The 21,191-nt window shown below is 41.0% G+C and carries 24 protein-coding genes; 7 read left to right on the forward strand and 17 right to left on the reverse strand.

From position 1 onward, the window contains the following. Window positions 1-137: 137 nt before the first annotated feature. Entirely contained in the window at window positions 138-1,277 is a 1,140-nt protein-coding gene (locus tag ACH0BF_RS03040; protein WP_340855078.1) for a M14 family zinc carboxypeptidase, read from the reverse strand. A gap of 345 nt (window positions 1,278-1,622) precedes the next feature. On the opposite strand from ACH0BF_RS03040, the gene ACH0BF_RS03045 reads away from it, so the two are divergent. Together ACH0BF_RS03045 and ACH0BF_RS03050 are read left to right on the forward strand one after the other, a co-directional pair. Beyond that, window positions 1,623-1,823, forward strand: coding sequence for a cold-shock protein (locus ACH0BF_RS03045; RefSeq protein ID WP_120036768.1), 201 nt, complete (start codon window positions 1,623-1,625; stop codon window positions 1,821-1,823). 130 nt (window positions 1,824-1,953) lie between these two features. After that, entirely contained in the window at window positions 1,954-2,424 is a 471-nt protein-coding gene (locus ACH0BF_RS03050) for a DUF2306 domain-containing protein (RefSeq protein ID WP_340855081.1), read from the forward strand. Window positions 2,425-2,484: 60 nt separating this feature from the next. On the opposite strand, the gene ACH0BF_RS03055 is transcribed toward ACH0BF_RS03050, so the two are convergent. Further along, window positions 2,485-3,159: a superoxide dismutase family protein gene (locus tag ACH0BF_RS03055; protein ID WP_406908828.1), complete on the reverse strand. Its 675-nt coding sequence runs from the start codon at window positions 3,157-3,159 to the stop codon at window positions 2,485-2,487. A 137-nt stretch (window positions 3,160-3,296) separates the two neighbouring features. Between ACH0BF_RS03055 and ACH0BF_RS03060 the strand changes: the two genes are divergently transcribed. Continuing rightward, window positions 3,297-3,581, forward strand: coding sequence for a hypothetical protein (locus ACH0BF_RS03060; RefSeq protein WP_406908829.1), 285 nt, complete (start codon window positions 3,297-3,299; stop codon window positions 3,579-3,581). 192 nt (window positions 3,582-3,773) lie between these two features. Here the strand turns inward: ACH0BF_RS03060 and ACH0BF_RS03065 are convergent, their stop codons facing one another. From ACH0BF_RS03065 to ACH0BF_RS03080, 4 genes are all read right to left on the reverse strand, one after another. Beyond that, a complete protein-coding gene (locus ACH0BF_RS03065; RefSeq protein WP_340855090.1) occupies window positions 3,774-5,144 on the reverse strand; it encodes a GntP family permease in 1,371 nt (456 codons plus the stop codon). Between the two features lie 66 nt (window positions 5,145-5,210). Next, the gene (pdxA, locus tag ACH0BF_RS03070; protein ID WP_340855092.1) at window positions 5,211-6,224 is read right to left on the reverse strand and encodes a 4-hydroxythreonine-4-phosphate dehydrogenase PdxA; all 1,014 of its coding nucleotides are present in this window, start codon (window positions 6,222-6,224) and stop codon (window positions 5,211-5,213) included. Between the two features lies 1 nt (window position 6,225). After that, window positions 6,226-7,527 (reverse strand): four-carbon acid sugar kinase family protein, encoded by a 1,302-nt coding sequence (locus ACH0BF_RS03075; RefSeq protein WP_340855094.1) that lies wholly within the window; start codon window positions 7,525-7,527, stop codon window positions 6,226-6,228. 9 nt (window positions 7,528-7,536) lie between these two features. Next, window positions 7,537-8,295, reverse strand: a complete 759-nt coding sequence (locus ACH0BF_RS03080; protein ID WP_340855096.1) for a DeoR/GlpR family DNA-binding transcription regulator — start codon at window positions 8,293-8,295, stop codon at window positions 7,537-7,539. A gap of 264 nt (window positions 8,296-8,559) precedes the next feature. Between ACH0BF_RS03080 and ACH0BF_RS03085 the strand changes: the two genes are divergently transcribed. Further along, the gene (locus ACH0BF_RS03085; RefSeq protein ID WP_340855100.1) at window positions 8,560-8,949 is read left to right on the forward strand and encodes a thiol-disulfide oxidoreductase DCC family protein; all 390 of its coding nucleotides are present in this window, start codon (window positions 8,560-8,562) and stop codon (window positions 8,947-8,949) included. A 32-nt stretch (window positions 8,950-8,981) separates the two neighbouring features. Here ACH0BF_RS03085 and ACH0BF_RS03090 read toward each other — a convergent pair whose 3' ends face one another. The 3 genes from ACH0BF_RS03090 to ACH0BF_RS03100 form a co-directional block, all read right to left on the reverse strand. Next, window positions 8,982-10,217: a DUF3238 domain-containing protein gene (locus ACH0BF_RS03090; protein WP_340855103.1), complete on the reverse strand. Its 1,236-nt coding sequence runs from the start codon at window positions 10,215-10,217 to the stop codon at window positions 8,982-8,984. A gap of 464 nt (window positions 10,218-10,681) precedes the next feature. Then, window positions 10,682-11,515: a methyl-accepting chemotaxis protein gene (locus ACH0BF_RS03095; RefSeq protein WP_120036750.1), complete on the reverse strand. Its 834-nt coding sequence runs from the start codon at window positions 11,513-11,515 to the stop codon at window positions 10,682-10,684. A gap of 321 nt (window positions 11,516-11,836) precedes the next feature. After that, window positions 11,837-11,974, reverse strand: a complete 138-nt coding sequence (locus ACH0BF_RS03100) for a small, acid-soluble spore protein L (RefSeq protein WP_120036748.1) — start codon at window positions 11,972-11,974, stop codon at window positions 11,837-11,839. 165 nt (window positions 11,975-12,139) lie between these two features. Here ACH0BF_RS03100 and ACH0BF_RS03105 point away from each other — a divergent pair, with 165 nt between their 5' ends. After that, on the forward strand, window positions 12,140-12,409 hold the full coding sequence (locus tag ACH0BF_RS03105) for a YtzC family protein (RefSeq protein WP_340856452.1): 270 nt from the start codon (window positions 12,140-12,142) through the stop codon (window positions 12,407-12,409). A gap of 51 nt (window positions 12,410-12,460) precedes the next feature. Beyond that, window positions 12,461-12,802, forward strand: coding sequence for a hypothetical protein (locus ACH0BF_RS03110; protein ID WP_340855111.1), 342 nt, complete (start codon window positions 12,461-12,463; stop codon window positions 12,800-12,802). Between the two features lie 64 nt (window positions 12,803-12,866). Here ACH0BF_RS03110 and ACH0BF_RS03115 read toward each other — a convergent pair whose 3' ends face one another. Beyond that, on the reverse strand, window positions 12,867-14,201 hold the full coding sequence (locus ACH0BF_RS03115; protein WP_340855114.1) for a uracil-xanthine permease family protein: 1,335 nt from the start codon (window positions 14,199-14,201) through the stop codon (window positions 12,867-12,869). Window positions 14,202-14,385: 184 nt separating this feature from the next. On the opposite strand from ACH0BF_RS03115, the gene ACH0BF_RS03120 reads away from it, so the two are divergent. Next, window positions 14,386-15,360 carry an aromatic ring-hydroxylating oxygenase subunit alpha gene (locus ACH0BF_RS03120; protein WP_120036740.1) on the forward strand — a complete coding sequence of 325 codons (975 nt, stop codon included), beginning with the start codon at window positions 14,386-14,388 and terminating at the stop codon, window positions 15,358-15,360. Window positions 15,361-15,429: 69 nt separating this feature from the next. On the opposite strand, the gene ACH0BF_RS03125 is transcribed toward ACH0BF_RS03120, so the two are convergent. From ACH0BF_RS03125 to ACH0BF_RS03155, 7 genes are all read right to left on the reverse strand, one after another. After that, window positions 15,430-15,936, reverse strand: a complete 507-nt coding sequence (locus tag ACH0BF_RS03125; RefSeq protein WP_120036738.1) for a flavin reductase family protein — start codon at window positions 15,934-15,936, stop codon at window positions 15,430-15,432. Window positions 15,937-16,145: 209 nt separating this feature from the next. Beyond that, on the reverse strand, window positions 16,146-16,469 hold the full coding sequence (locus ACH0BF_RS03130; protein ID WP_120036736.1) for a DUF3870 domain-containing protein: 324 nt from the start codon (window positions 16,467-16,469) through the stop codon (window positions 16,146-16,148). 75 nt (window positions 16,470-16,544) lie between these two features. After that, on the reverse strand, window positions 16,545-17,669 hold the full coding sequence (locus tag ACH0BF_RS03135) for a muconate cycloisomerase family protein (RefSeq protein ID WP_340855122.1): 1,125 nt from the start codon (window positions 17,667-17,669) through the stop codon (window positions 16,545-16,547). Then, window positions 17,635-18,315, reverse strand: coding sequence for a 3-oxoacid CoA-transferase subunit B (locus tag ACH0BF_RS03140; RefSeq protein WP_340855124.1), 681 nt, complete (start codon window positions 18,313-18,315; stop codon window positions 17,635-17,637). The genes ACH0BF_RS03135 and ACH0BF_RS03140 overlap by 35 nt, the downstream gene beginning before the upstream one ends. Continuing rightward, window positions 18,308-18,997: a CoA transferase subunit A gene (locus ACH0BF_RS03145; RefSeq protein WP_120036732.1), complete on the reverse strand. Its 690-nt coding sequence runs from the start codon at window positions 18,995-18,997 to the stop codon at window positions 18,308-18,310. The genes ACH0BF_RS03140 and ACH0BF_RS03145 overlap by 8 nt, the downstream gene beginning before the upstream one ends. A 22-nt stretch (window positions 18,998-19,019) precedes the next feature. Then, window positions 19,020-19,736: a carboxymuconolactone decarboxylase family protein gene (locus tag ACH0BF_RS03150; RefSeq protein ID WP_406908831.1), complete on the reverse strand. Its 717-nt coding sequence runs from the start codon at window positions 19,734-19,736 to the stop codon at window positions 19,020-19,022. A 237-nt stretch (window positions 19,737-19,973) separates the two neighbouring features. Next, a complete protein-coding gene (locus ACH0BF_RS03155; RefSeq protein ID WP_340855132.1) occupies window positions 19,974-20,810 on the reverse strand; it encodes an alpha/beta fold hydrolase in 837 nt (278 codons plus the stop codon). Between the last annotated feature and the right edge of the window lie 381 nt (window positions 20,811-21,191).

Below are 21,191 nucleotides of genomic sequence, written 5' to 3' on the forward strand. Positions count from 1 at the left end.
GACAGCCAGAGGAAGACTCCTCTGGCTGTTTCTTTTATCCCAATTACTCCCACAAACCTTCTCTATTGGGCAGAATTGGTACTTTTGATTTTACATTTTGTAATAAGCGGCCTAACGATCAGCAGAAAAGCTCTCTATTAATAGCCAGCAGGGATAATCCCAGTGTCTGTCTGATAACCGGCAAGCGGATACGCTGGAATGTCTTCCCAGCGGTTAGGGTTCGCGTTATTTACCTTTCCAGAAGCAATTCCTTCAAGAAGCGCTTTTAACCCTAAATAATTTTGCTTGGTTAAATAACCATTTGATTTTTGTCCAAGGCCACCCTCCCTTGTATTCCCTTTTGTCTCAAAGAAAATCGCTGGATTGCTATGCCTTGTCGGGTTAAGATTGTTATAGTTCAAGCCGAGCATCATAGCCGAAACTACTCCGCCCTTGATATCAATTTCGTATCTCTGATCGCCGCTTCCCACTTGATAGCGATCAATGTGTGTATATCCATAGTCTTTTAGCGCATCATAGACGTATACTTGCATTTGACGGGTAACCTCATTGTAATTTTTCACGCTAGGCAGTGTTGGACCGTTTGGAGCAAGCGATACACCAAGCGACATCGAAGTTGACTCGTTTGTACCGTATACCGTCTTAAAGCCTTGGTGATGCAGATCGACCGCATAATCAGGCTTTACATCCGCCCAATACTTATAAAATGCTAACGATTCTTTTGCTTTAAATCCATTCTCTGACCAATCACGGTTTAAATCGGTCGTTAATGGCTTGCCCTCTCCGCTTAGCTTTGGCTCCCCCTTTTCATACAGCGTTGTTGTCCGCGTATTCATGATGCTGCCGTCCGGGTTGTACATTGGAATGGCATAAATGGTTACATTGTTCAGGATTTCTTTTACATCCTTTGCCCCGCTGCTGCCAAATGTTTTTAGCAAGTCCAAAACAGCCCGTGTTGTCAGCTTTTCATCTCCATGAATTTGAGCCTGTATCCAAACCTTAATTGGGCCTGTCCCAACTTTTGCTGCATAAAAGCTTCGATTCTGCTCACTTTTCCCATACTTATCTAGAGTAAGTACTTCTACCTTTCCTTTGCTGGTCTGCTCAATGTCCTTCAACACCTTAATCATATCCTCATATGTAACAAGGCTGTTCAAATTCATTTCTCCGTTAGTAGAAGGTCCACCAGGCACTGTTTCTGCTGCCATTGCAGCAGATGAAAACCCTGTGGAAAATAGCAAAGAAATTCCTAAAAAGAATACCATAAATTTTCTCAAAACATTCCCCCCCATCACTTTTATAATACGTCCCCATTATACTTAATTAAATATTCTGATAAATCAGCCGAATAGACGATTTACCCTTGACTTTCCACTTTAAAATATAGGAATAAAGTCTGAAAAAGGCAGTTTTCGACAGTTTTTACTCACTAAAAGCCTTCACTTGGCGAATATTGCCGAGAAATCACTTTCTCCTTTTCTTGCCTTCTTTAGCAGTGTCTGTTATGTTTAAAGAGAATTATTTTTGTTCGAAGAAAAAGGAAAGTTAAGTACTTTTCGTCTAATGAATTTGAGCAAGGATAGTACCATTGATGTGCTTTTCGCACAAGAGGAGGATACAAAATGGAACACGGTAAAGTAAAATGGTTCAATGCAGAAAAAGGATTTGGATTCATCGAGCGCGAAGGCGGAGACGATGTATTTGTTCACTTCTCAGCGATCCAAGGTGAAGGCTACAAATCTTTAGACGAAGGTCAAGCAGTTACTTTCGAAACAGAACAAGGCCAACGCGGCTTACAAGCGTCTAACGTTCAAAAAGCATAATTATTGCCTAGATGCTCATTTAACTAAATAGAACAGTAAAATTCTGCTCTAAACAAACAAGCAACTCACCTTCAATCTTCTATTTGAAAGTGTAGTTGCTTTTTTGATGTTCATATGAAACGGTGATCTTTTGTTTTTATTTATTTTAACAGTCCATATCGTTACCGGCTTTATTTGTTTATTTACAGGGCTATTTGCTGGCTTTTCTAAAAAGAAAAAAGGGAAGCATACGATCTCCGGTGAAATTTATTTTTGGTCCTATGCACTTGTTTTTCTTTCAGCTCTCATTATGGCCATTATTCATTGGGAAGAGAGTGCCTACCTCTTCTATATCGCCCTCTTCTCCTTTTCATTTGCTTTAATTGGTTATTTTTCTGTGAAGAAAAAGAAAAGAAATTGGCTAAACCGGCATATCGCTGGAATGCTCGGCTCCTATATTGGAATAGTTACAGCCACACTTGTTGTTAACAGCCCACACATTCCTTTTTTAAATGACATTCCCATACTCGCTATTTGGCTGTTGCCAACGATGATTGGCACACCCATTATTATTAAAATTGGAAATAAGTATACGCCAAATCGAAAAAAGATAGCGAGCTAACTAACAGCATAACAAAGGCCTTCCCAAATCCACAAAAGATTGGGAAGGCCTTTATGTTTATCATTGAGTGCTTATAACCCCACAAGCTATGCGGGTGCCTGCATCACCAGCTGGTTGAGATTCGCCATCATCCGCCTTTTCATGAACAACAAGAGCTGATCCGTCTTCATCTATTAAAGAATGATCTTCTCCACTGTTAAGTGTTACCTCTTTTGCAATCATTTCTGCTTTTACTGTTCCGTCTTCCCCTACGTTAAGATTTGGCAAGTCGCCGGCATGTGGTCCCTTTTCGTGATTCATTCCGTGGCTGGCATTCGTTGGGTTAAAATGACCACCGGCTGATTCAAAGTCCGGTTTTTCACATTTTCCTGTTTCATGAATGTGAAATCCATGCTCACCTGGTGGCAAATCCGAAGCCTCCACCTTAATAGATACCCCTTCATTCGTTTGTTTCAGTTCAGCTATCCCTACCTTTTTCCCCTCACTATTTTTTAAATCAATCACTTGGGAGTCATTATCTTCTCCATCCTCAGAAATGGGCTCATCCGGAGATGTAGGGGCCTGTTTTTCAGTAGAGGTTTCTTCACTTGGCTGTTCTTCTGTGGCTGTGGAATTGTTTTCAGATGTCGTTTCGTCATTTTTTTGTTTGTCTGCTGCCTTATCCTCTCCACCGCCGCATGCACTGACAATTAACATGACCGCTAAGATGGAGAAGAAAAAGAATATTTTCTTCATACTCATCCTCCCTTTCTAAAAATTATGTACACATACACTCACTTTACACAGGTAAGAACTTATTTAAACTTCTTTACTCCATTTTCATTCATTCGACCTAAGTCTTCAATTTTCAAACACAGGATCTGGACGAGATCATGAACCTCGTTCGGTCTCAACAAGAAAAAGAAAAAATCTTCATTTCTCAGCAGGAAAAGAATCTTTCCGATATGTCACTTGGAGATGAAGACACGGGAGGAGCAGCTATTGAAATCGAGGTAAAAATATTAATGCCTGAAGAAGCTGTCTATTTCGACAAGGTGTATACTCACTCTATTGAATATGAGGAGGCCGTGTCACAAATCAAAGAACTTGAACAATTGTCCGCTCTGCAGAAAATCAGCCCGGAGGATATGGAAAAGAAATACAGCACTCCATCATAGAACCAAATACAAAAGGAGCGCTCTTTAACAAGAGACGCTCCTGTACGGATGGTAATTATTTACGTTTGCCATTATTTACTATCCAGCCGTTCTACTTCTCATTCAATATCTTCATTTAAAAAATAAAATGTTTCTCTTCAACCCGAAGCAGCTCTTCATGATATTTTTAGCCAGCAGCAATCAATCAATCTCTTAAACAAACAAGTTAGCAATGAGCAGGGACACCAGAGCAGTTAACCATGCTAATGTTGTCGGAACAGACCAAACGAGTATTTGCTCTTTTACATTTTTAATGCCAAGCATCCGGTTAACCACCCAAAATAAACTGTCATTAAAGTAAGAGAAAATCATCGCACCAAGTGCAGCTGCCTGGGCTGCGAGCGCCATATTGATATCTAGATTCGCCACAATAGGCGCGGAAATGGAGGCTGCTGTGATCATCGCTACTGTTCCGCTTCCTTGAACAAGGCGGACAAGTGTCGCAATGAAAAATGGAATTAAAATAGCTGGTAATGGCAAAGAAGCAATTTGCTGGGCAATATAATCTCCGGCTCCACTTTCACGAAGCACTTGCCCTAACGCACCACCGGCTCCTGTCACAAGTAAAATAATACCGGCTGTGACCATTCCTTCCTCCATGCGTTCAAGTGCCTCCTCACGCTTCATATGTCCTGCCAATGCATAAATCGCTGCCACCAATGACAGTCCTACAGCAATGATTGGCTGACCTAGGAATAACAAATAGTCAATCCATCCTCCCTTGATCTCCATCGCACTTAATGTTGTATTAATAAAAATTAAAACAATCGGCAATAAAATAGGCAGGATTGAACGAAATAAAGAAGGTAACTCTTTGCTTCTTTCAGCTGATAATTCCAAAAACTCCTGATAGGCCTGTGGAGCATCTGGACGGACAAAGTCTGCCCCTTCTTCAGCAGGAAGCTGGTAAATTTTCTTGCCAATCCACTTGGCATAAGTGACACCAACAATAATGATTGGAACGGCAAACACTAACCCCCAAGCAATCATTAAGCCAATATCCACTCCGAAAATACCGGCTACACCCAGTGGTCCTGGCGTAGGTGGCACAGCATGATGCGTAGCAGCCAGCCCGATGGCCAATGCGACTCCAAGCGTGACAACAGACTTTCCTGTTTTGCGGGAAAGCGCCTTAACTAATGGATTTAAAATAACAAATGCTGAATCGACAAAAATAGGAATAGACACAATATATCCGGCAATGGCCATCGCCCATTCTTCTTTTTTCTTTCCGACAAGTTTAATTAAACTGTAGGCGAGTCTCTCTGCTGCACCCGATACTTCCAAAATCCGGCCGATCATTACGCCAAAACCAATAACAATCCCAATCGATCCTAACGTACTTCCAAACCCTGCAGAGATTGTTTCCGCTACTTTAACCGGGTCCATCCCACCAATAATTCCAGTTAAAGAAGCTCCGATAATCAAAGCTAAAAATGCATGAATTTTTGTTTTTAACACAAGTATGATCAATGCGGCTACACCAATAATCAATCCGACGATCATTTGCGTTTCTGGTGTCATCCTCTGCAACCCCTTTCAATATAGGTAAAAAGAAAGGGAGAATCCCCTCTCTTTTGGTTCTCTCTATTAAAGCGACTCTCGTGTGAATTTTGGTGCGTACTGTGCTGCCAATTTAATGCATTCTTCCATACTGACACTGGAAGCAATATTTTTCCAAGCGATATCAAATGCCGTTCCATGATCAACTGATGTACGCAAGAAAGGCAAGCCGTTTGTAATAGAAATCGTACGATGAAAATCTGTCATTTTAGCAGCGATATGTCCCTGATCGTGATACAAGGATAGAACGGCATCATATTTGCCATTTAACGCCTGGAAGAAAACAGAATCTGCCGGCACTGGTCCGTAAGCGTTAATTCCGTCTCTTTTGGCCGCTTCGATTCCCGGTCCAATTTCTTTTACTTCTTCATCGCCAAACAAGCCGCCTTCTCCGCTATGTGGATTTAATCCAGCCACTGCGATCGAGCGATTCTCAATTCCAAGACGCTTCAACGCTTGATCACATCGGATTAAATAGTCATGAACGCGTTCTTTTGTCATCTGAGTAATCGCCTCTTTTAAAGACACATGACGGGTTAAGAAAAAGATACGCAGACTGCGCACTTCAAACATCGTTAACGGATCTTTGGAATTCGTCAGGGATTCTAGCATTTCCGTATGACCGATAAATGGTACATTCGCAGCTTTCAACGATTCTTTATTAATCGGTGTAGTAGCAAGAGCGGCTACTTTCCCATCCATCGCCAGCTGAACGGATTTTTTAATATATTCAAAAGCTGCTTGTCCACATTGAGCCTGGACCTTCCCAGGTTGAAGGGCCTTTGCATCAATGTTTGCCAAATTCAATACATCAATTGTGCCGAATTCATATTTCCCCTCTGCTGGCGAAGACACTTCATTTACTTTCAAATTAGTTTCTGTTACTACAATCGCTTCGCGTATGGTTGCTGCATCACCAACAACGAGGGGACGGCACATAGAATAGATTTCCTCTTTGGCTAATGATTTTACGGTAATTTCCGGTCCAATCCCGGCTGCATCTCCCATAGGGATAGCGATAATTGCACGTTCTATTGTCATATTAAACACGTCCTTCATGATTTTTTGTTCTTAGATAATTGACGCACTGATAAATTGATTGTTTGTCGCCGACCATTCCGCCTTTTGTCACAACCGGAATGCCGTTAAGGGCCCCACCGATAAATTTTCCATAAGCAGCGAGCGGCAGTACTTCATCCTCCAGTTGAATGGCCTCCGCTTTGCTCACTGCACAAAGAGCAGCCGTTACATCTCCTCCACTTGAAAAAGTGCCATTAATGGCCGTGCCCCGCTCTTTAAACACTCCATAGGTAATTTTAGCCAACCCGTCCGTGATTCTTTTAGCCAGTGTTTCCTCTGTTGTTCCTTCTTCTTTTGCTATTTCTGAAAGCGGCAACACTATGGACGCGGGTGACTGTGTTGTAATAATTAAAATTTCTTCCTCTTTTAGCTTTTCTAACGCTTCCTTTGTCGCCCGCTGCACTTCTTCTTCCCATGAACCTGTTAAAGATGCGAGATTCGCCGCATTAACATACACAGGATGTGAGTTGGTTTTATCGATTAAATAGCGAATTTGCCGTCCTGTTAACGGAGTCACGCTTCCTACTGTGACAATCCATTTATTCAGATGTATGCTTTGTCTTGATTTGACACGGCCGTAGGCAGCTGATAATGGACCAGGGTCTACAGGGATGATCGTATACTCATCAATAGCGGCCATCGATTCTGCAATATGGTCAATCTCTTCATTCGTTACTGCATCCACGACAATAATTCGTTTGTTTGCAGCCATTAACGCCTTCATTGCAGGTAAAATGGCTTCCGCTCCTTTTAAAACCGTCCCTAGCCCAATATGGCCGACTTCATAGCGGCTTTGCTCCTTTATAACATCTGGGACATAAGAGCTTGCAATGGGGTTCATCGGATCTTTTGCTACATCTGTTGCTTGAACAGGCATCCCTTCTACAAGCAAATATCCGCCGGAGGTGACACGTCCTGAATCCGGATAGGAAGCCACTACAACAGCAATACTGCCAGGACCAATCGCATCTAACAGAGCGTCTGTTTCTGCACCTAAGTTTCCGCGAACCGTGCTATCAATCCGCTTGGCTACTACATCCGCTCCCCAATCTTTTAACTGTCGATAAGCCTTTTGAACACGATACTTAGCAGTGTCTGGCTTTATATAGCGACTATCTGTATCTATACTAATAGCAGTAAAGTTTCCTGATGTGGGGACTCCTCCTCCGAAAACAACAGCGGCACTTACAAAGCCAGCTTTCGCAAGCCGAACACCAGTCGCATTCGCACCCGTTAAATCATCTGCAATAATTCCTATTTTCATCCTGCCCACCTACTTTGCTATTACTATATCTACGTATTCCTCATAGGATTTTCGAATTTCTTCAGATATATATCTGTCTGTAATAACGGTCGTGACAAAGTCTAAATCGCATACTTTAGAAAACGCCTTCTGATGGAATTTAGATGAATCCGCCACAAGCACAACTTTTTCTGCAGTTTTTATCATCTCTTGCTTAACAGCCGCTTTTTCGAGTGTGGGGGCTGTAATACCGAATGCTGAATGAATCGCATGGGCTCCCATAAAAAAGAGATCAACATGCATATTTCTTAATGTATTTTCTGCAAGAGAGCCGAACAAGGCACCGACGTCATTTTGGAGCCGCCCACCAATTACAATTACTTCCAAATGGCTATCCATTAACTCAGCAGCAATTTGTATATCGTTTGTTATTACGGTGGCTGGCACATTGCTTTTCAACAGCCGGGCAATTTCCAGTGTGGTGGTTCCTGAATCAAGCAAAACGGTCATATTTGGCTTAACAAGAGAGACAGCTTCTAACGCAATTTGCTTTTTTTCTTCAACGGCCGATCCTGCTTTGGAAGCAAAAGATTGTTCATTAATTAAAGCCTGTGGAAGAACGGCTCCTCCATGTGTGCGGATTAATTTTTTTTGCTTTTCTAATAGATCGAGATCTCGACGAATCGTCATTGGAGAGACAGATAAAGCTTCTGAAAGCTCTGTAATCTCGACCTTTCCGTAAATGTGTAACTGTTCAAGAATGCTCTTTTTTCGCTCATAAGACGACATTGCCAAGCACCGCCTTCATATCAAATAATCTTTTGTTACTTTCAAACATAATTATGTTACTTTAAAACAAAATAGTCAAGTCATATTGTTCGTTTTGAACATATAATGGTTCTAAAAAGAAAAATTGTTAGACTATGACTGTTCTAGTATGCTGATTTTTTTTATAGTTTCATTCATGATAACCATTGAACGTTTTATGCGACTTAAAAGAGGATAAAATAGAAGTAATGAATTTATATTTTAAGAAATAGAGGAGGACAAAAAATGAACCCGATTATTTTATTTGATGGTGAATGTAATTTTTGTGATTCAAGTGTCCAGTTCATTATAAAGAATGACCCTAAAGGCATCTTTCACTTTGCCTCTTTGCAAAGTGACACCGGGCAATCGTTATTGAAAAAACACCGCGTGCCATCTGATATTGATAGTATGATTTTGATTGAAGGAGACAAAGTTTATTACAAATCAGCCGCTGCCCTTCGTATTTGCAAACATTTAAAGGGAGCATGGAAACTGTTATATGCGCTGATTATCGTGCCTCGTCCAATCCGAAATATAGCTTATGACTTTATCGCCAAAAACCGTTATAAATGGTTTGGCAAAAAAGAAAGCTGCATGCTTCCGTCACCGAGTGTGCGGGCTCGCTTTATATAAAAAAGGAAAAGCGTTTTTCGCTTTTCCTTTTTTTATATAAAGTTAGAAACTCTCCAAAATTGATCGGCCATCGTTGTCGACATCCATTCTAAGCCTTTGCTCTCTGCTTGATGAAGAGGCTGCCAATAAGGATGACTGCTATTCTTAATGTATATTTCATGATGAGGAGATTGGTCATGTATCCCGCTAATATCAAAAAAACCATTGCTGAACAGCAAAGCCCGTACTTTATAATCAATTGCTGGGGAAGTAACCAATGGATTTCCGACTGAGTGAGTAAGATGAACAATGACTTTTTCGCTTGTTGTGTTTACAGTTTCTATCTTAATACCGTCCTCTGAAGCTGTTTCTTCTTTTTTCAGCCTTCTCATCCACCCATAAGCTTTTGTTTTGCCAACATCTCTTGATAAATGAACTTGAGGACTTTGTCCATTATAGTTGACTCGAATGTCCGCTCTTGTTCGATAATCTTGAGAATCAGGGTCAAACCCGCGGTTATCTCCTTTAAAATAACGAAGCGGGGAAAAGAAGTTGGGGTTTTTCAACCATTTATTCTCTAAAAACGTTGTGTAACGAACCATCCATTCTGTCTCTTCAGACAGCTGTTCTACTGGCTTTAATACATTTTCAATTGTGCCAATTCGTTTAGTTAGATTAAATCTTTCCAGGACTGCTTCCTTTTCCGATGCTCCCTTTTTGAAAAAGCCGATAATCCCTGCTATGGCGAATTTTTCCTCACTCATCTTCTTTTCTGACAACACTAGGGGACGGGCCGCTTGAATAGAATACGTATAATCCTTGTTGGCTTGAACATCATTATCAATAAAACGACAATCCTTTACCTTTGCTATTCTTTCTCCGTTCCGGTAAACTGAATACTCTTCAATCCCTTCAATCGGCTCCCATTCCATACTAACAAGCGAGTCTGTTACAATAGTTGTAACGATTAAATCTTGTAAGACATTGACAGAGCTCTTATCTTTTGCCGCAGTAGCAGTAGCGGTCTGTATTTTTATTATCTTTAAAGGACGGTTTCCTGCCCTTTTCTTTTCGATTGTATATGAATATGGCTGACCTGGAAGAAGTCCTGTATCCGTCACTTCTGTATCTGATCCTGAATAGACGAGCTCCCCCTCCCTGTACAGGTTATAGGACGCCAATTCTCCTTTCCAATGAAAGGTAATTTCATTTTCCTTCTGTTCAATGGATTTGATCATCAGACTATTGATGCGAGCCAACCGCTGTTGACGTCGGGTTTTTAAAGACAAGAAGGCTCCTCCAGCCAAACATAATAAAGCTATAGAATAACGATAAAACACTCTTTTCACCCCATTTTTTAGCATTCCACTGCTGCACTGGATACTACCTTTTGTTATACCCCAAATAGCTTTTCCCCACACCTTCCACGAAATCGTTGACATCACATTCAATCGTCCTCGTTGTGTATAGCAGCTATTGCTAAAACAGCATGGAATTTGTATTTGCATAGTTGGCGATTAGGCATAGTGACAAGTAATGGCCTAATATTTTCATCATGCCAGCAGTAAGACAGCTTGGCTTTTCATTTATTTTGCTGTTCCCCCTCTGCTGAATATAAGCGGGACGATGATTGTCAGAAATATAGAGATAATCCTGCTCATTCAGCAATCAATTTGTTGTGTACGCCTTTCACCACACCTAATATATAAGCTTGTTCTTGCCAATAAAAAAAGACCGCCTTCTTTGGCAGCCATTAATGGGACGCATGATGGATTCCACCGTGCTTATTTAACAGTTTAGCTGTATCAGAAATTCTTTCTACCATTGAATGGAACTCTTGCGTACTAGCCGATTGTTCTTCTGTTTGGGCGGCAATTTCATGGATAGATTCATTAATTTTTAAAATTTCTTTCTGAGTTAATTCCAACTGCTTTTGTATATCTTCAGCCGCCGAATTGCTGTTAGCGGCCATTTTACGTATTTCATCAGCCACAACTGAAAATCCTCTTCCATACTCTCCAGAACGAGCAGCTTCAATTGATGCATTTAACCCTAAAATATTTGACCTGGAGGAAATCTCCTTTACTTGCTGAATAATTCTTTCCACACTCTTCATATTATTTTTCATCGTTTCTGATTGCTGAGACAATTCCTGGAGTTTATCTGCCGAAGAATTAGTGATGGAGGCTATTTCTTCTGAAAACGTTGTCATTTGGCTAATAACCGCGCTGAGTTTTTCCGCTCCTTTGCGAAGATCCTCCATCTTTTGATTTGAAACGACTGCCGCAAAGGCGCCAATCACTTGTCCATCTTGCTTGATTGGTGTACAAGTTGATACGTAAGGAATGCCAAGCATGTCTGCAGGTATTTCTTCACGAATTTTTTCACCTGTCTGCAACACTTTATAAGTAGCAGATTTTTTATATTTGGACATGCTCTCGCCGACTTTTAACTTTAAATCAATTTCCTTTCCTGGAAGATAGCCAATGATTGTTTCCCTGTCACTTAAGATCAAGCAAGTATCCTCTGGATAAGTCTGTTGAATAGTTGATAAATGCTCCACTATTTCTCTTAATGGATGTAACATTATTCTCCCCCCTCATTAACTATCTCAATATTAACACTACTCTGTTAACAAATCTATGTAATTTGTTGCGAATAAATAGACCTATATTCATCATAAAAAAAACCTGCGTCTTTAGAGGATAATGGGCAATCGGGCACTTGAACTGTAATGGATTCTCTGTGATTCCCCTACCTCTATGTGCGCATGTTTACATCGAATCTGGAATAAGACGTCGTTAAAGTCTTTCTGTCATGGCCACACTCATTCTGCTGCCAAACATTCATTTGCTTAAACCACTTCGTTTGGAATCGCCCTCCCGCCGTTATAGCGGGAGAGCAAATGTTAACGCTTCGTATTGCTATGTTTAGCTCTATCTTCGAGCTCTGACTTTGGGCTCGTATCTCCTTTTCCTCCTCCGGCATACCCTTGAGGATTTACACCGCTGAAAGCTTTATTGCCCCGATTTCTATTTTTGCTCATATTAACACCCCCTGTATTTACTATTTGCTTAAAACACCAGCTGTAGTATGGAAAAATGTCACATGCAAACTTCTCGTCCTTTCAATCTTTGGCTTTAATAATCAGAAATAAAAAAGGCAAAACTAAAGGCAACGGCAAGCTTTTATTACTTGTCGCAAGGAGAGGATCTGCATGGCAACAAGACAATCTGTCGATGAATGTTTGGAGCAATGTCAAGGGGCAATTAATTATGCTGAAGAACAATATAAGCAGGCAGCTCGGCAAGAGCATAATAATGATGGAAACTTTTCTCAGTCTCAATTGATGTTGGAGGATGCTTACAATCAATTGGATAAATTGTTACTTAGTGCAAACGAGCAGCAAAGAGAACAGCTTCACCGAATGAGACTGCAGCTTCAGCAAATGCAAAACAGCATGATTTTATTGGATCATTAACAAATAGCTGACCCATTTGCATGATGGGTCAGCTCTTGAGGTGATAACCCTATGAACGTGAATCAGATGGTGAATCAGGCAAAGGAAACAATCGGACGGACTACCGCCTATATAAAAGAAAAAACATTTGAATTAACAGGCATACCTTCTGCCTCTGTTACAGAACTGGCAGCCTTCATTCCCACCCATCATGATACAAAGAAAGTGACTAAAACTTTTTTAGGGAAAACCTTCACGTTCTACGACCTTGAAACAATGGGCATCCATTATTATTTGGAGATGAAAGGGCCACAGATTTTACAATTAGACGCCCGGACAACCGACCGGAGCATTGTCGCTTATCGTTCCTATAAGGACCAGCATAAATCAAACATTCCTATCCGATTTCCTTAATAACTGTTCTTTTATAAAAAGCCATCATCCCTCTTAAGAAGGATGATGGCTTTTTCACAAATCACTATAAACTGCTTACTTCCTTTTCTGCTTTTCTTTTTTCTTCCGGAATGGCCAGATTTAGAAGAACAGTTGCCAGTGCACCAACTGTAATACCAGAAGATAAAATATAGTTAGCCCAGTCAGGAACACTATTGAGTACTTCTTTCGGTAAAATGGTAACAGCAATGGTTAATAAAATTGGAAGGCCAATCACGATCATATTGCGGTCATCAATGATGATGGGTTGAATAACTTTCATGCCATTCGTAACAATAGCTACACAAACGATGCCAAAGATCCCATTGATTACAGGCTCAGGGATACACGTAATCGCTGTGGACAATTTAGGAATAAGGCCAAGAAAGACAAGAATCAGTCCACTTGCCATGATGACCATCCGGCTTGCCACACCGGTAATAGCTAGGAGGCCCGCATTTGATGAATAACCCGTCATCGGCGTGCTGCCAAATAGAGACCCGACCAAACAGCCAAGCCCTTCTCCAACAGAAGCTCGATTCAAGCGTTTTTCGTCCAGTTCTTTTCCAGTAACAGTAGAGACAACGAACCAAGTACCTGTTGTTTCCATTAAAATAATGAAATAGACAAACACCATTGTAATAATAGCACCGGCATCAAATATCGGCTTTCCAAACGGAAATAAGGTCGGCAGGGCAAACCAGCTCGCTTCTTTTACTGGGGAAAAATCAACTGTGCCAAAAAAGCTGGCTGTGATTGTACCGGCGACAATGGCAATAATAACAGAGACCAAGCGTAAAAACGTGCTGAAACCATTCTTTTTACGGCCAAGCAGCATACAAATAACGAGCACGATCGCCGAAACAGCTGCGATCAAAATATTGTCCCCGATGTTTCCTTCTGAGATAAACACATTATTAAGCCCGACAGGCATTAAAGCGATACCTACAATAATGATAACCGTACCACCGACAAGTGGTGGAATAATTCTTCTAACTGCTTTAGCAAACCACTTTAACGGATACCCAAGGATAGCAATAATGATGGCACCAGGAATGAGGCTCCCTGCAATTGCGCCAAGACCGAGCTTACCGCCAATTGCAGCGATCGCACCAATCGGCACATAAGACGGCCCTTGTACGACTGGAAGCTTGATTCCTGCACCTGTTTGAATTAATGTAGCTAGTCCTGTGGCCAAGAAGCACATTTGGATAAAGAAAGATGTATTCTCTGTACTTAACGCAAGTAGGCCTGCAATGACAATTGGGGCAATATATAAATCCATAGCCAGCACATGCTGTAATCCAAGGACAAATGCTTTACCGGGGCTAACTTTATCATCTACTCCGATAATAATGTTGTTTCCTGACTTGTTTTCCACTGCAACCCTTCCTTTTATTCGTTTTTTATTTATTTTCAAGTGGATTATATAAAAAAAATTCTTTTTTGTATATAAAAAACGAACATTTTTTCAAAAAAATATAATTTAATTCGTATTTTTGTTGACCTACTACTCTCCTATTATTAAAATAAAGGCATGATATTGATTCGGAGGGATAAGAGATATGTTGCAAGACGATGTATTACGGCAGGACTGGCTAGTAGCTTGTCGTTCAGAGGATGTAAAAGAAAAGCCTGTTCAAGTCATTCTTATGGGAGAACGTTTGGCTATTTTCAGAAACCATAACGGCGTGCACGCTTTTAAAGATTTGTGTATCCACAGAGGAGCTGCTTTATCACTCGGAGAAGTCAAGAATGACTGTCTCGTCTGTCCTTATCATGCTTGGGAATATAATGATCAAGGCGATTGCGTGAAGATCCCGCAGCTGCCGGAAGGAAGGGCTATCCCTAAAAAAGCGAAAGCGGTCTCCTACGCTTGTGTGGAGAAATACGGCTTCATTTGGGTCAACTTAGCGAACAACCAACCAGAATTTTTTCGATATGAGGAAATGGAAGGCACAGACTTTCACAATGTCATTTGGGGACCGCAAGAAGTGCAAGCAAAGCCACCGCGCATCATTGAGAATTTTCTTGATGTCGGCCATCTTGCTGTTGTTCATCAAGGGTACTTAGGGGCAGAAACGCATCGGGAGATCGGGGACTATTCCGTCCATTGGGAAGGCAGCCGGATATTCTCTGACGAAATTGCTATTTTCCAGCCTGACCCAGACGGATCTGGCATACCGAAATATGTTTACTACACGTATGAAATCATTCGTCCATTAACGGTAAAATTCACGAAGAAAGACCGTGAAAATGATACATTAATGACGATTCTCTTAACAGTCCGCCCTGTTGATGAAATAACTTCCATCGCTTACGGTATTCTTTCTTTCAATTACGATACCGGGCTAACAGACCAGCAGCTGGTCGAATTCCAGGATGAAATTTTCTCTCAGGACAAACCGATCGTCGAAAACCAAAAACCAGAGGAGCTGCCGCTTGACTTGCAAGTTGAGCTTTCATTGATCTCTGACCGCGTGAGCATCGCTTACAGACAATATTTGAAGAAGCTCGGCGTCACCCTAGGGATATCTTAATAGCCAACAAAAAATCGGGCAATTTGCCCGATTTTTGTTATCCATTAACTGATAACCTCTTTTGATTGTTCACTTAACATAGCTATAAAACTCAGCCGGAATTGGACCGAAACAACGGCGATGATAAAGCATTGGATCTTTAGTTTTATCAAGATGGATATTGGTCACATTCCCAATCAATATCGTGTGATCTCCTGCTTCAACAGCTTGAGATGTTTCACATTCAAAGACACCAAACGCCCCTTCAATGATTGGCAGTCCATTTTCAGACATCTCCCACTTACACTGACCGAAGCGATCTACTCCTTTTGTGGCAAAGGTTTTACATAGTTCTTGCTGTTCACCAGCGAGAACGTGGATAGCAAACTTTCCTCCTTCTGTAAATGCTTTAATTGTTGACACTCCATGGTCAATAGACCAAAGCACCATCAAGGGGTCAAGCGAGACGGACGCAAATGAATTCACGGTTAAGCCAACCGGTGTTCCATCCTCAGTAACTCCAGTTACAATCGTTACTCCCGTCGGATAGTTTCCCATCACTTCTTTAAATAAATTCTGCTTTTCTGCTTTGTCCATTTATTCTCGCTCCTTTTATATTGTTACATGAAATTTGTTTATCTTTATTTCTATAATTCTTGCTTATCAAATTACTGCGCAACTGTACGCTCCACTTTCTTGGAAAGACGTAAAAACTGGAATAAACAAAATTTTAAATATTCAATCAAATAGGATTATTAAAAGATAAAGAGGAAACGCTCTACTATATCTTTTCGGTGATTTGCTCCTTATTTTCTCGCTTCCAAACTGTCTTTATACCGCTGATGCGCCACCTTTAACGCTACGATTACCGCCTGCTGGGACGGCGCCAGAAAATCTTCCGTGATCTCTTCGATCAGCGGTTTAAGATCTTTGCTAAAGTCATAACCAACAATCATTCTCTTAAAGTAATCCTGAGCAAGGTTCGTTAAGAAGGTAAATTCGGCATTGAGGACAATATGACTTTCTTTATGAATTTCAAGCACGATTCCCGCGTATTTATAATTTTCATACATGCTTGTATTTTGCGGTGCTTTTGCATAAGCGGTAATCAGTACACTTGTCATTCTCATACAACTACATCCTTTCAAGATCCCATGTCTATGTGGCATTCACCATGTAAGGGAATTATTTTTTCCCTTATAAGTTTATACCATATACACTTCTCTTGAATAATGTTTTACTTTTTCTTTATCGATTGTCATCCCAAACCCTGGCCCGTTCGGCACTTTTACTTCAAAGTTTTCATATTCAATTTCGTTAACCGTCACATTATCTTTAAATAGCAGCGGACCAAATAGTTCTGTGCCAAACGTCATTTCTGAAATAGTGGAATAGAGCTGCGCGCAAATGGCCGTTCCGAGCGAGGATTCGATCATCGTTCCGCCATATAACGGTATTCCAGACGCTTCCGCAATAGCGGCCACCTTTTTCACCGCTGTTAAACCGCCGGCTTTGGCAACTTTCAAAGCAAATACGTTCGCTGCCCTGCACTTAGCCATTTGATATGCTTCTTGAATCGTGCCAACCGATTCATCGGCCATAATCGGCACTTTGAAACGAGCCGAAAGCTTCGCCATGCCTTCATTGTTCCAACGGACGAGTGGCTGTTCGATGAGGTCCACGCCGCCATCTTCCAGTGCTTCAATACAATACAAAGAGGTCACTTCATCCCACGCCTGGTTCACATCAACCCGGACACTACCGGACTCCCCAATCGCTTCTTTGATCTTAATCACATGAGCCACATTCGTTTTTGGATCCCCCTTTCCAATTTTTAATTTAAAAATATTATGCTTTCTTTCTGCCAGACAACGCTGCGCCTCTTCAATGTCTCTTGCTGTATCACCACTGGCCAGTGTCCAGGCGACAGGTAATGAAGCGTGGCATTGCCCGCCAAATAATTCGTAGGCAGGAACGTTTCTTGTTTTAGCAGTTAAATCAACCATTGCTGCTTCAATGAGCGCCTTTGCATAGTAATTTCCTTTCACATACGTACCGATTTTATAAGACAATGCCTCAAAGTTTCCCGCACTCTCCCCAATAATGAGCGGCTTAATATATTTTTCAATGTTAAACTTAATGGCTTCCGGACTTTCCTCCGAATAAGACGTGCCACCAATCGTCGCTACTTCCGCCCATCCTTCTATGCCATCCTCACTCTTCATACACGCCAATACAATGGTTTGTGTGACAATCGTATGCATCGCTAAATGATGAGGACGAATGGTCGGCAGGTCAACTACGTATATATTTAGCGAATGAATCTTCATTATCATCAATCCTCTGCTCTATAAATTCTGCTTCTGTTTTTTCTCGTACCATCTCTATTGTCGCTCCCGGCATTAACTCGATTAACTTTAGTTTGCCGTCAGCTACTTCAAAAACAGCCAGCTCGGTAATGATCATATCTACACTTCTTGTTGAAGTAATTGGGAACGTACACGCCTTTAACAGTTTGCTTTTTCCGTCTTTTGTTGTATGTGTCGTTGTGACAATTACTTTCTTTGCTCCTACAAGTAAATCCATCGCGCCGCCTACTCCCATAATGTTCTTCCCCGGCACAGCCCAGTTAGCAATAATACCTTTTTGATCCACTTGCAATACACCAAGGATGGCGACATCAACATGACCCCCGCGAATCATAGCAAAAGAATCTGCACTGTTGAAAAATGAGGCACCGATCGTTTCACCAACTGGCAATTTACCTGCATTCACCCGGTTCGGATCGATCTCATCTTCTTCTACATCCGTTACACCAAGCAGGCCGTTCTCCGTATGAAAATAAACATCTTTATCATCAATATACTTGGCTACTAATGTTGGAATTCCGATCCCCAGATTAACAATACAAGGACCTGTTAATTCTCTGGCGGCTCGTTCAGCGATCACTTCCTGAATAGTATGTTTTTCAGCCACAACTGACCACCCCGGCTTTCGTCAATATTTTCTGTGCCTTCACGATTCCATCGACGAATAAATGAGGCGTTACAATTTCTTCCGGTGACAGTTCGCCTGGTTCAACAATTTCATCTACTTCGGCGATAACGATATCGGCTGCTGTGGCCATTAACGGATTGAAATTACGAGCTGTCTTGTAGTAAACAAGATTTCCAAGCGTGTCTGCTTTATGTGCTCTGATTAATGCCACATCTGCCCGAATGGCCGGTTCAAAAATATACTTCACTCCGTTAATCTCCCGTTCTTCCTTTCCTTTAGCTAATTCGGTTCCAACACCAGTTTTCGTATAGTACCCGCCAATTCCTGCTCCGCCCGCTCGCATGGACTCGGATAACGTCCCCTGTGGCAACAGCTGCAACTCTATTTCTCCTTTTTGATAATAGTCGCCCACTTCCCGGTTGCTTGTAAAATAAGAGCCGATCGCTTTCCTGATTTTGTTTTGTCTAAGGAGAATCCCCAACCCCCGGCCGACTTCCCCTAAGTTGTTGCTAATGATCGTCAAATTGGATACGTCTCTTTCAGCCAGTCCGTCAATTAATGTTAGAGGCGCTCCGATTAAACCAAATCCGCCGACCATAAGCGTGTGGCCAGACTGTACACAAGACAAAGCTTGCTTGATGTCCTCATGGATTTTCGCCATGCTTTTCACCACCTCTTCCCCTTTATTTTTCAATTAATGAATCACTGGCTTCAAACCAGGCCGGAATGCCTGCTGTTAATAAACAAATCAATCCAACATCGGCTAATTCCGCTTCGGAAGCTCCCTGTTTTCTGGCCGCTTCCATCCACTCCCCTGCTTCCTTTCCTTTTAGTTCGGTAATATAAATACCTGATATTAAAAGATGCTTCATTCTCCGGGAAACTACTGCATCGCTTACTATTTTTTCTTTTAACTGCTCTTCTTCTCCCGAACGAATCAAGGCCAACACTTCTTCCGCGAACTGTGTGTCTTCATCCTCCATTAATTGAATCATCCGATTCAGCAGTTCTTCCGCTGTTTGTGCATTGTTTTTGAAATCAGGAACCTCTTTTCCTTTTAATGACAAGGCATACTCTAACGATTTGGTAGCTGTTTTTAATGCTTTCTCTCCGTTATATAAATAGGAAACCAACAAGTATTCTACTAATTCCGGTATAGTCGCTCCGCCATCTAACGCTCCTTTCGTGTGGTAGACCATACTCCGCTCATACAGCCGTGCTGCATTCATGCCGACTAGCAGAATATCTTTTTCTTTTCTTGTTAGGGCGCTATCATTCATAATGCCGCCGCGCAAACTTGTGTAATGCTCAAGCGCTTCAGGGCTATAATCATGCATTTTTTGTACCCAGCCTGGCACTTTATCGTATACTTCTTTGAAATATGCTAATCCTTTGCTCATTTTCAACATCCTATTCCATTAAATTGTGAAGGTAAGATCGATTGAAAGCTTTACACCATTGCCACAAAAAAATGGCTGCCTTAAACATTGCTATCTCATGAGATAACAGTTGTTTAAGACAGCCATTTGTTCATTAGGTAGTATTAAAAAGGGTAATTTTTAATAGCTAATGAATAGGCAATCGCTCATTTAATTCATATTTATATTTTACACTAAATTCTAAATATTACAACTAATTTAACGAATATTCTGCAAAAATTCTTTTACTATCTGATTGATTTCTTCTCTGTTTTCAAATACCATCGTGTAATGATTGCTGTCTGAAATCACTGTCTTCATATTCTTTGTATATTTTTTTGTTTCATCGTAGTCTGCCTCGTAAAACAGAGGAGGAAATGGTCCGATTTCCCCTTTGGCATATACCAATAAAACTGGGCATTGAATTGCTTCACATATCTCTTTAGGAGAATAGGAATAAAAACTTTCAAAGTCAGATAAAATTTTTGCTTCGCACGATTTATGTTCCCAATGGCCCTCCGCTTCCCGAATTTCATACCGGACCGCCTCTTCTAATACCGGGGACCACTCTACACCTAAACGCTCATAAATTCCTTTTGTTTCTTGCACATACCTTTCCGCTGACTCATACTGCTTACTTAACCTTCCAAGTGACGGCTTCACAATATCGCGCTGATGATCAGACATTAAAGCGGCGCCATCTAACAAAATAATCCCTTTCACAGAATTTAATTTGCTGGCCACAATAGTCGAGATAAAAGCACCCATCGAATGGCCGATTAAAATGGGATTTTCAATTTTAAGCTCCTTTATTAAATCTATAATATCTTCTGCATGCTTGAAGATCGAAGGCTCCTCATCCATCTCTGAACTATTGCCTCTCCCTCTTAAATCAAGTGAAATAAACCGGTAATCTCCTTTTAACGACTCAGCGTAATAATGCATATTTTTGTGCGTGCCTGTTAAGCCGTGAATCGCAATGATCGTCCCTTTTTTTCCAGGGTAGTCAGCCAATTGGAACCTGCGGTTATTAATCTCTTTCATATACATCTTCATGATTTTCACTCCTTATAATAAAAATTGGCTGCCTTAAATAGTGCTATCAAATTTTGACAGCAGTTATTTAAGACAGCCAGTTCTTTCACTAGTTTCAATTAAAAAAGGGCATCTTTTAATCGCTAATGAATAGGCAGTTTCTTATTTGTTAATTTATTCTATCATATAGCGCTCAACGTTTCGAGTATAACTTAAATCGTCTATAGAGTATCAGATACTTAGCAAACACTTTTCTGGCTCTCTTTTATTCTTTTTTATAAGGTTTTTTCGTCAGCTTTGCGCTATTCAATAAATAAGAAGAACGGATTTACTCCCTCAAAAAATGGTTGAATTTTTTTGAAATAGCTTTTTTGTGAGCAAAGAAAGAGAAGAGGCAGTTAT

This window comes from Pseudobacillus sp. 179-B 2D1 NHS (genome assembly GCF_045370945.1).
In the GTDB taxonomy this organism is placed as follows: Bacteria; Bacillota; Bacilli; order Bacillales; family Domibacillaceae; genus Pseudobacillus.